Source organism: Sutterella sp. (assembly GCF_052272535.1).
Lineage (GTDB): Bacteria > Pseudomonadota > Gammaproteobacteria > Burkholderiales > Burkholderiaceae_F > Sutterella.
Genome location: NZ_DAVZJY010000093.1, coordinates 1 through 8,867 on the forward strand (window position 1 = coordinate 1; position 8,867 = coordinate 8,867).

General features: G+C 58.2%; 10 protein-coding genes and 1 tRNA gene. 7 read left to right on the top strand and 4 right to left on the bottom strand.

All coding sequences use genetic code 11. The annotated features are described in order from the left end of the window. Positions 1–145 precede the first annotated feature (145 nt). The 7 genes from pheS (at position 146) to ACT6Y9_RS06115 (ending at position 7,305) form a co-directional block, all read left to right on the top strand. Positions 146–1,162 carry a phenylalanine--tRNA ligase subunit alpha gene (gene pheS, locus ACT6Y9_RS06085; RefSeq protein WP_295480660.1) on the top strand — a complete coding sequence of 339 codons (1,017 nt, stop codon included), beginning with the start codon at positions 146–148 and terminating at the stop codon, positions 1,160–1,162. 23 nt (positions 1,163–1,185) lie between these two features. Continuing rightward, entirely contained in the window at positions 1,186–3,603 is a 2,418-nt protein-coding gene (gene pheT, locus ACT6Y9_RS06090) for a phenylalanine--tRNA ligase subunit beta (protein ID WP_443743867.1), read from the top strand. 104 nt (positions 3,604–3,707) lie between these two features. After that, the gene (locus ACT6Y9_RS06095) at positions 3,708–4,103 is read left to right on the top strand and encodes an integration host factor subunit alpha (protein ID WP_295480656.1); all 396 of its coding nucleotides are present in this window, start codon (positions 3,708–3,710) and stop codon (positions 4,101–4,103) included. A gap of 59 nt (positions 4,104–4,162) precedes the next feature. After that, a tRNA-Pro gene (locus tag ACT6Y9_RS06100) sits at positions 4,163–4,239 on the top strand. A 264-nt stretch (positions 4,240–4,503) separates the two neighbouring features. Further along, positions 4,504–5,862 carry a tyrosine-type recombinase/integrase gene (locus ACT6Y9_RS06105; protein WP_443743868.1) on the top strand — a complete coding sequence of 453 codons (1,359 nt, stop codon included), beginning with the start codon at positions 4,504–4,506 and terminating at the stop codon, positions 5,860–5,862. A 100-nt stretch (positions 5,863–5,962) separates the two neighbouring features. Next, on the top strand, positions 5,963–6,907 hold the full coding sequence (locus ACT6Y9_RS06110) for a hypothetical protein (protein ID WP_443743869.1): 945 nt from the start codon (positions 5,963–5,965) through the stop codon (positions 6,905–6,907). Beyond that, the gene (locus tag ACT6Y9_RS06115) at positions 6,883–7,305 is read left to right on the top strand and encodes a hypothetical protein (protein WP_443743870.1); all 423 of its coding nucleotides are present in this window, start codon (positions 6,883–6,885) and stop codon (positions 7,303–7,305) included. The genes ACT6Y9_RS06110 and ACT6Y9_RS06115 overlap by 25 nt, the downstream gene beginning before the upstream one ends. Positions 7,306–7,340: 35 nt before the next feature. Here ACT6Y9_RS06115 and ACT6Y9_RS06120 read toward each other — a convergent pair whose 3' ends face one another. Genes ACT6Y9_RS06120 through ACT6Y9_RS06135 form a run of 4 tightly spaced genes read right to left on the bottom strand, consistent with a single transcriptional unit; the run spans position 7,341 to position 8,778 of the window. Next, a complete protein-coding gene (locus ACT6Y9_RS06120) occupies positions 7,341–7,574 on the bottom strand; it encodes a helix-turn-helix transcriptional regulator (RefSeq protein WP_443743871.1) in 234 nt (77 codons plus the stop codon). 10 nt (positions 7,575–7,584) lie between these two features. Beyond that, complete coding sequence (locus tag ACT6Y9_RS06125) at positions 7,585–8,118, bottom strand: hypothetical protein (protein WP_443743872.1); 534 nt, start codon at positions 8,116–8,118, stop codon at positions 7,585–7,587. A gap of 1 nt (position 8,119) precedes the next feature. Further along, complete coding sequence (locus ACT6Y9_RS06130) at positions 8,120–8,245, bottom strand: hypothetical protein (RefSeq protein WP_443743873.1); 126 nt, start codon at positions 8,243–8,245, stop codon at positions 8,120–8,122. After that, positions 8,242–8,778, bottom strand: coding sequence for a hypothetical protein (locus ACT6Y9_RS06135; RefSeq protein WP_443743874.1), 537 nt, complete (start codon positions 8,776–8,778; stop codon positions 8,242–8,244). Before ACT6Y9_RS06135 ends, ACT6Y9_RS06130 begins: the two co-directional genes overlap by 4 nt. Positions 8,779–8,867 lie beyond the last annotated feature (89 nt).

An 8,867-nucleotide genomic window follows, 5' to 3' on the forward strand; every position in this document is an offset into this window, starting at 1 on the left:
GTGCGGGAAGGCCGCGCCCCGAATCCCCGTCGTCCCCGAAGGGGGATGCGCCGCTGAGTACGGAGACCGGACGCGGCCCGAACGCCCCCGTTGACGGGCGGCGCGACGCCCGGCGTCCCCCGACATCATCGTTTTGGAATTCAAAATGCAGGAACTTTCCGAACTCATCGAGTCCGCGCAGCGTGAATTCGCCCTCGCGCAGCAGGCCGCTGCGCTCGAGGACGCCAAGGCGCGCTACCTCGGCAAGACGGGCGCGCTCACCATGCTCATGAAGGAGCTGGGCAAGCTCGCCCCTGAGGAGCGCCGCGCCCGCGGTCAGGAGATCAACCGCGCCAAGCAGCAGGTCGAGCAGGCCCTCAACGCCCGCCGCGAAGCACTCGCCGCCGAAGCGCTCGCTGCGAAGCTCGCCGCCGAGTCGATCGACGTGACGCTCCCGGGGCGCGGCCGCTCCGAGGGCGGCATCCACCCGGTGATCCGCACCTGGATGCGCGTCGAGGAGATCTTCCGCTCGATCGGCTTCGACGTCGCCGACGGTCCCGAGATCGAGAGCGACTGGTTCAGCTTCACCGCGCTCAACAACCCGCCCAACCATCCCGCCCGCTCGATGCAGGACACGTTCTACGTGGACCGCAACGACGACGAGGGACGTCCGCTCCCGCTGCGTCCGCACACCTCGCCCATGCAGGTGCGCTACGCCCGCACGCATCAGCCGCCCATCAAGGTGATCGCCCCGGGGCGCACCTACCGCGTGGACAGCGACGCGACGCACTCGCCGATGTTCCATCAGGTCGAGGGCCTCTGGATCGACCGCGACATCAGCTTCACGGACCTCAAGGGCGTCTACAGCGACTTCCTGCGCTGCTTCTTCGAGACGAACGACCTCGTCGTGCGCTTCCGTCCGTCCTACTTCCCGTTCACCGAACCCTCCGTCGAAGTGGACATGATGTTCACGAGCGGCCCGAGGAAGGGCCGCTGGCTCGAGATTTCGGGCGCGGGCGAAGTGCACCCGAACGTCGTGCGCAACTACGGCCTCGATCCGGAGAAGCACATCGGCTTCGCCTTCGGCTCGGGCCTCGAGCGCCTCACGATGCTGCGCTACGGCATCGACGACCTGCGCCTCTTCTTTGAGGGCGACCTGCGCTTCCTCAAGCAGTTCAACTGACTTCCCGGCGGAGAGAACACAAAATGATTTTCACTGAAGAATGGCTGCGCCAGTACGTCAATCCGGCCCTCTCGACCGACGAGCTTGCCGACGCGCTGACGATGGCGGGCCTCGAGGTTGAGGAAGTCCGCACCGCCGCCCCCGCCTTCACGGGCGTCGTCGTGGGCGAAGTGCTCACCTGCCGCGACCATGAGAACTCCGACCACCTGCACGTGTGCGAAGTGAACGCGGGCACGGGCGAGACGCTGCAGATCGTCTGCGGCGCCCCGAACGTGCGCGCCGGCATCAAGGTTGCCTGCGCCACGATCGGCGCGGTGCTCCCGGGCGACTTCCGCATCAAGAAGAGCAAGCTGCGCGGTGTCGTGTCGATGGGCATGCTCTGCTCGCAGCGCGAGCTCGGCATTTCCGAAAACCACGACGGCATCTGGATCCTTCCGGACGAAGCGCCCATCGGCGCCGACATCCGTGAATACGCGCGTCTTGACGACGCCCGCATTGAATTGAAGCTCACGCCGAACCGTGGCGACGCGCTCTCCGTGGTGGGCGTCGCGCGCGACGTGCACGCGATCACGGGCGCGCCGCTCACGCTTGCGGCGATGACGCCGGTGCCCGCGACCTGCAGCTGCCGCCTGCCCGTCGAGATCGAAGCCCCCGACCTCTGCGGCCGCTTCTCCGGCCGCGTGATCCGCGGCCTCAACGCCCGTGCGAAGACGCCGGAATGGATGAAGTCGCGCCTTGAGCGCGCCGGCCAGCGCTCGATCTCCGCGCTCGTGGACATCTCGAACTACGTGATGCTCGAGCTCGGCCGCCCGACCCACTTCTACGACCTCAAGAAGCTCCCGGCCGACCGCCTCACCGTGCGCTGGGCGCGCGAGGGCGAGTCCGTCGAGCTCCTCAACGGCCAGACGGTCGCGCTCACGCCTTGGTACGGCGTGATCTGCGCGGGCGACGAGCCCGAATGCCTCGCGGGCATCATGGGCGGCGAGAAGACCTCGATCTCCGACGAGACGACCGACCTCTACATCGAGGCCGCGTTCTGGTTCCCGAAGGCGATCCAGGGCCGCTGCCGCAAGCTCAACTTCTCGACCGACGCGGCCTACCGCTATGAGCGCGGCGTGGACTTCGCGACGACGGTCGACCACCTCGAGTACATCACGCAGCTCGTGCTCGACATCTGCGGCACGCCTGAGACGAAGGTGGGCCCGGTCGACGACGTGAAGGCGAACCTCCCGGTGCGCGCCCCCGTGCGCATGCGCGTGGACCGCTGCCGCAAGGTGGTCGGCGTCGACATTCCGCTCGAATCCATGGAGGAGAGCTTCAAGCGCCTCGGCTTCGAATACACGCTCGCCGACGGCGTCTTCACGGTGACGCCCCCGTCCTTCCGCTTCGACATCGAGATCGAGGAGGACCTGATCGAGGAGGTCGCGCGCCTCTACGGCCTCGAGAAGCTCCCCGACCGTCCGCCGCTCGCGCGCAGCGCGATGAAGACGCAGCGCGAGGAGCGCCGCGGCGCGCATGATCTGCGCCGCGAGATGGCCAAGCTCGGCTACCAGGAGCTCATCAACTTCTCCTTCGTCCCCGAAGAGTGGGAGCTCGCCTACGCCGCCAACGAGAAGCCGATCCGCCTTCTCAATCCGATCGCCTCGCAGCTCTCCGTGATGCGCACGCAGCTCATCGGCGGCCTCGTGGACATCCTCAAGTACAACCTCAACCGCCGCGCCGAACGCGTGCGCATCTTTGAGCTCGGCCGCGTCTTCTTCCCCGACGCCGCGGTCGAAGAGGGTCCCTGGACGGTGAAGGGCGTGCGCCAGCCGCAGCACGTCGCCGGCCTCGCCTACGGCACCGCCGACGACGTGCAGTGGGGCGAAGCCGCCCGCCGCGTGGACTTCTTTGACGTCAAGGGCGACGTTGAGCGTCTGATCCGCCCGCTCAAGGTCCGCTTCGTGAAGGAATCCTTCCCGGCGCTCCATCCGGGCCGCTCCGCGGGGATCTACCTCGGCGACCGCCGCATCGGCTTCATCGGCGAACTTCATCCGCGCGTGCAGCAGCAGTTTGAGCTTCCACACGCTCCGGTGGTGTTCGAGCTCGAAGTTGAGCCCCTCACGCAGCTGCCGCTGCCCAGCTACGTCCCGGTGAGCAAGTTCCAGCCCGTGACGCGCGACCTCGCGGTCGTGGTCCCCGCCGACCTGGAAGTGCAGGTGCTCTTCGACGCCGTCGCCGAGGCGAAGAAGAAGGATCTGCGCCTCGCGCCCCTCGCCGACTTCCGCCTCTTCGACCTCTATCGCCCGAAGGAGGGCGACGGGGCGGGCGAGAAGTCCCTCGCCTTCGCGATCGAGCTCGCCTCGCGCACCGAGGAGCCGCTCGGCGAAGAGCAGACCGAGGGCGCGATGCGCGCGATCCTCGACGTGCTCGAAGTGGCGGGCGCGCGTCTGCGCGCCTGAGGCCGGGCCCTCTCCTAAGGCTCCTCTGTGCCGCCCGCCCAAACCGCGGGCGGCCCAGAGGCGACAGAAAACGATTTCACAGCGTCAGCGAATTACTGAAGAACATGACTGATCAGGATGACATTCCTCAGGACTACCTTCCCCAGGACGTCCGCACCCTCAACAAGGCGAGCATCGCCGAGGCTCTTCTCGAGCAGATTCCCGATCTCGACCGGCCTCACGCCAAACTCATCGTCGAGAGCTTCTTCGAACTCATCATCGAACACCTCGAAAAGGGCGACACGGTGAAGATCCCCGGTCTCGGCAACTTCTCCGTGCGCGACAAGGTCGCGCGCCCCGGGCGCAATCTGAAGACCGGCGAAACGGTGACGATCACCGAGCGCCGCGTCGTCACCTTCCATCCGTCCGGAACGCTCAACGCCCGCGTCACGAAGAACCTGCTGCCGCCGGAGCTGCGCGCGCAGACCCGCCGCTACACCGTTGTGGACGACGAAGACTAAAAACTTGGAGCCACCCTCTTGCTTTTTTCGAGAAAGTCGGGTAAGATTCCAAGTCTGTTCGGGGCGTAGCGCAGCCTGGTAGCGCACTTGCATGGGGTGCAAGGGGTCGCGAGTTCGAATCCCGCCGCCCCGACCAAAATTCCAGGAGGAGGTCTGTTCGCAGACCTCCTTTTTTATTGTCTGTATCTCGCGGAAAGGCGTATTTATTGGCCTCCCACGTGTTTAGGTAGCGTGTCACTGTCTACAGTGATCCCTTTGGCTGTGTCTGTAGCTCATGGCGAAAGGTAGACTCTATGGTAGGAAAAAAACGGAGGGTTCCGTAAAACCGCCGTTTTTCTTCGGAACTTTTTCCTACCATAGACCGCCTGGCCCAATGTTGGCGGGGCGTGGAGGTGTCTCAATGCGCATTGCCGCTACCATGACGGAGAAGCGTCTCCGCAGTCTCACGAAATCGACCGCATGCGGTGTCGTCCCTGGTTTTTGGGTGAGTGTTAAAAAACTCAAGGACGGTTCCTACCGAAAGTACTTCGTACTGCGTGAGAGGACGATCGGTCGCTTTTTCACCTTGGGCGCCTACCCTGAACTTAGCCTCGCGGAGGCCTTTAAAAAGGCTGCTGTGTGGAAAGACAAGATTGCCCAGGGGGTTGACCTAGCCGAAGAGGAAAAAGCGCTCAAAATGGCTCTTCGCCGGGAAAAGCCGTCGGCGGATGTTTTGACCTTTGAGACTCTGATTCGGAAGTGGATCGACTTTAACGAAAAGCGCGGGCGATGGAACAACGCTCATAAGACCAAAACGGAAGTCTGGGATGGTTTCTTTAAGAACCATATTCCGGAAGATCTTCGCCGGTGTCCGGTGACAGCTTTGAAGGCGGAAATGTTTGCGGCCGCACTGGGCGAGAAGTGGCGCACCATGATCGACACTCCGGAAAGAATTCTGTCGGACGCGCGTCAGGCTATTGACTGGGCTATCCGTGGAGGAAAGGTGCCGCCGATGATCAACCCTTGCCAGGTGAAAGATGGGTGCCTGGGGGATTTGCTGCCACTGCAGCGGGCGGAAGGTGGGCACGAACCGGCCTTGCCGGTGAAGCGGATGCCGCTTTTCTTCAAGGCGCTGATGGAGTTGGTTCCGGTAAGTCAAACGGCCCGGTGCCTGGCCTTTGCTATCTTGACGTCGGCCCGCAATACGACGGCCCGTGAGGCTGTGTGGAGCGAAATCCAGGTCGATGAAGAGGGGAACTGGCTGCATGTCATTCCGCGAGAACGCATGAAGGTGAAGTCGGAAAAGATTTCTTTCGACCGGAAGACGCCGCTCTGCCCGCAGGCGGTGGCATTGCTGAAGTCAGCTCCGCGCCTCTTTGACGATGACAGTGATGAGTACATCTTCCCTAACATCAACAAAGGGCATACGTCGCCTTTTACGCGTGATGCAGTGCGGGCTCTCATTAAACGGATGCACGACAAACAGAAGAAAATCGACGGCATCGGTTGGGTTGATCCAGACCAGTTGCATGCCAAAACGAAGTTGCCTCGTATTGTGACTCTGCACGGCTGCGCTCGTGCGACGTTCAATACCTGGGCGAAGGATGCGCGAGGGTATGGACATAAGGCGTTTTCGCGCGACCTACGTGAGAGCTGCCTGGATCATCGTAACGAAAGCTACCAGTGTGCCTATGACCGCGAACAGGCTCTGGGGGATATGCGCGAGGTGTATGACGCTTGGGGGAAATTTTGTTGTTCTATGATGGAATTCCCCTGTTGATAAAAGTAACTGTTGTTGTTATTCTCAGCCTCGATACTGACGGGTTTCACAGCGCGGTTGTAAATTTTGTATTTGTTGTCACTTTTCCTTTGAGGTGCTTATGTCTGGCAAGAAAGTTACTCTCAGGGCTTTTAAGATTAAACCTACTTCTGATTTGTTCACTGAAGAAAAGCCAGCTGATGCCTTATTGGCGAAGTTGAGGGAGTCTAAAACAGCAGAAGAGCGGCGCTTAACATTAAACGACAGAAGTAATACCAAAGAGCAAGACTTGATTGCTAATTTCCAAGAGGGCGAAGCGATCAAGGGGAGCGTTCATTGCTTGATGATGCGTCTTGCTGTAGGTAGCGCTGGCAAACAAGTTTCTAAAGAATTATTAAAGAAGGACTCCTTCAATTTGGAGGATATTAGTGTCGGGGATATGGAAAACAGCGGTACCGAGGCTCAGTATCAGGGGCACTACTACTTCTGTATGACGAATGAGTATTTGGTTACAAGTCTTCCGATCAATAAAACTATAGCTGGACTTCAGGCATATTTGAATTGGTATTTGAAGAAACTTTATGAAATAACGCCTTTGATTGATACGCAGGTTGTATCAAAGTTGTCAGAGATAACCTCTATTGAGTTTCAAGATGGTCGTCTTTTTGAAGGTAGCTTGCACAAGGAAGAAAAACGCACGGTTTTGGCGGTAGCGACAGAGTATGTAAAAGGGCTGTTTCAAGATGCTCAAACTGTTAATGACACGATTTTGACCAAACACATATCTGCGACGCTGAAGATTTCAGTCAAAAAACCGCGTGCCTCAGAGGCGGATGAAGTACAGCAAACGTTTGGAGCATTGATAAAGCCAATTGCAGATCTTGACAATGTAATTATTCATACAAAAGACAACGGGAAGATCGCAAAAGGTGACCAAATACTCCTAAAGAAAATTGTTCAGGTTGAACAATTAGAAGGTGGGTTGTTGAATGAACCTGAACTCAGGCAGGCTATGGAACTTTTTCTCCAGGAAATCGCAAAATGCGAGTCAGCTACAAAAGAATAGCGATAGTTTTGATTGTATCGGCCATAGTAACAGCAGTGGCGCTCTGGCAGTCCGATAGAGTCACGATTCCTTCAGATTACATGGGGATGTTGTATACGGTGGTGAGTGTAGTGTTTTCCGTATGCATGGGGGTGGCCTGTTCGCTTAATTTAAGTCGAGTGAAAAACAATGATTTTTATCGCGCTATAAAAAATAGTAGCCTAATCGTTCGTGACACGAGCATCTGCTTTTTTGTGGCTGATACTGTTTTTTGGTTGGTTTCGACAGTTGCTAACCAATATTGGTTAATTCTTTTTTCGTATTCGTTTAATCTATTAACTCTTTTGTACTTTGTAATAAATTTCAAAGTAATACAAGATTTGAACTATGAGATAGAAGACCGTTCTCGTGGTCATTAATCAGATGCCCCGCCTCTCGGCGGGGTTTCCTTTTCTTACGTTGTAGCTGCCACAGGTTCATGCTGTAGCTGGTTTACGTAGTTCTCCAGATCCTTCATCTTCCAGCGCGCGTTTCTTGGGTTGAAATAAAACGGTTTGGGAAAGTCAGGGTTAGTCTTCGCGAGCTTCCATACCGTACTGACGCCGATACTGAGCTTTCTGGCTACGGCCTGGACGTCGATCATCAAAACCCCGAGGGGCGGCTGATTCTTCTTTGTGCGTTCACGCATGATTTTCTCCTTAAGCATTCCACCGCTTGCCGCCTAAGCGGCGCAGTGTCTTTTCAACTCGTTTCCGGCTCACGGTCGTTCGGCCGTGCCCGGTCTTAATAATTTCCTTCATCGTCCGGAATCGCTGCAGCATAAGCAGCGGCCGTTCCTCAAACGCCTTATGAACGCGTCCGGCGGCGAGTTCCATGGCGTCCCGGATGGCGTCCAACTCTGCCGCACGACAGACAAACCGTTTGCCGCCGAAGTGAACAAAGCCGTTGTCCGTCACCGACTGTAGCGCATCACCGCCGGCGTTGAGAATGACGCGTTGCTCGATCGTGTACTCGTTCTGCAGCAAAAGATCGGTGATGGCGAGGTTAATGACGTCGCGCATGCAGCGAAGGTGATTCAGCGTCGCGCACCCTTGCGGCAGAGCCCCCTCCGTGACGAGTTCGTAATCCGTCGTCATGGAGTGAATCTGGTCGATCTTCTCTTGAGTAACGACGGGCGGCTGTGCGTGCTCCTCTTTGCGGTACCGCTTCCGCGGTTTCTGACTCTTCGGCATTTCAGATCCCCCAGCGAATGACTTCAGTGATGATCTTGCCGATGGCGTAGGCAGCGCTCACGGCCAGGGCAGCAAAACCGATTACGCCGATGATGAAGAACCAGTCGATTTCGTTTAATTTCTTCATCGGAGATCTCCCGTGTAGGGCTTGGGAAGAAGTCCCCAGGCGATGACTTGGACGTCTTTTTCGACTCCGAAAAAGCAGCCATTGCTGCTGGAGCAGAGGGTGCGGTAGGTGAACGGCGACGCGGCATTGGGCGTTGCGAGTTTGACTAGGTAGCGCCCTGGCGATTTGGGTTTTTCTTCGTCGTACCGGATAAGGTGCGCTGTTGTGCGTGGCGCCCAGGCGAGAATGAGTGTGTCGTGGTAGCGTCGGTAAAAGAAACGACCACGCCTTGTACTAAAAGGCAAGATGTGGGTGACGGGATCTGAGCCTTCAGCAGCGATCGTGACGAAGTAGTCGCCGGCTTCCGTGGGGCGGGTGGTAGGGTAGGGCTGCCAGGTGATTTTGGGGTTAGTGGGTTTCATGTGTTCCTGATCCAGATTCCCGTTTGATGAGCGTTTGCAAAGCTTTGATGAGTTGGCGAACTTCAAGATTGCGCCTTCGCCAAAAGCAACAAGTCGGTAGCTGCCGCCGGACTTGAGTTGATATTCGGTCAATTCGTGTTCTCCTTCGTTTTCGTTGCGTTCGACTGAGGGAGTCCGACAAGGTGTGTCGTGAGATACTCCGTCTTCCGTGACGGAGTTCC

Excerpts from the sequence above, each read along its gene's own strand:
- pheS (WP_295480660.1), top strand. The coding sequence starts at position 146 with ATGCAGGAACTTTCCGAACTCATCGAGTCCGCGCAGCGTGAATTCGCC.
- pheT (WP_443743867.1), top strand. The coding sequence starts at position 1,186 with ATGATTTTCACTGAAGAATGGCTGCGCCAGTACGTCAATCCGGCCCTC.
- ACT6Y9_RS06095 (WP_295480656.1), top strand. The coding sequence starts at position 3,708 with ATGACTGATCAGGATGACATTCCTCAGGACTACCTTCCCCAGGACGTC.
- ACT6Y9_RS06105 (WP_443743868.1), top strand. The coding sequence starts at position 4,504 with ATGCGCATTGCCGCTACCATGACGGAGAAGCGTCTCCGCAGTCTCACG.
- ACT6Y9_RS06110 (WP_443743869.1), top strand. The coding sequence starts at position 5,963 with ATGTCTGGCAAGAAAGTTACTCTCAGGGCTTTTAAGATTAAACCTACT.
- ACT6Y9_RS06115 (WP_443743870.1), top strand. The coding sequence starts at position 6,883 with ATGCGAGTCAGCTACAAAAGAATAGCGATAGTTTTGATTGTATCGGCC.
- ACT6Y9_RS06120 (WP_443743871.1), bottom strand. The coding sequence starts at position 7,574 with ATGCGTGAACGCACAAAGAAGAATCAGCCGCCCCTCGGGGTTTTGATG.
- ACT6Y9_RS06125 (WP_443743872.1), bottom strand. The coding sequence starts at position 8,118 with ATGCCGAAGAGTCAGAAACCGCGGAAGCGGTACCGCAAAGAGGAGCAC.
- ACT6Y9_RS06130 (WP_443743873.1), bottom strand. The coding sequence starts at position 8,245 with ATGAAGAAATTAAACGAAATCGACTGGTTCTTCATCATCGGCGTAATC.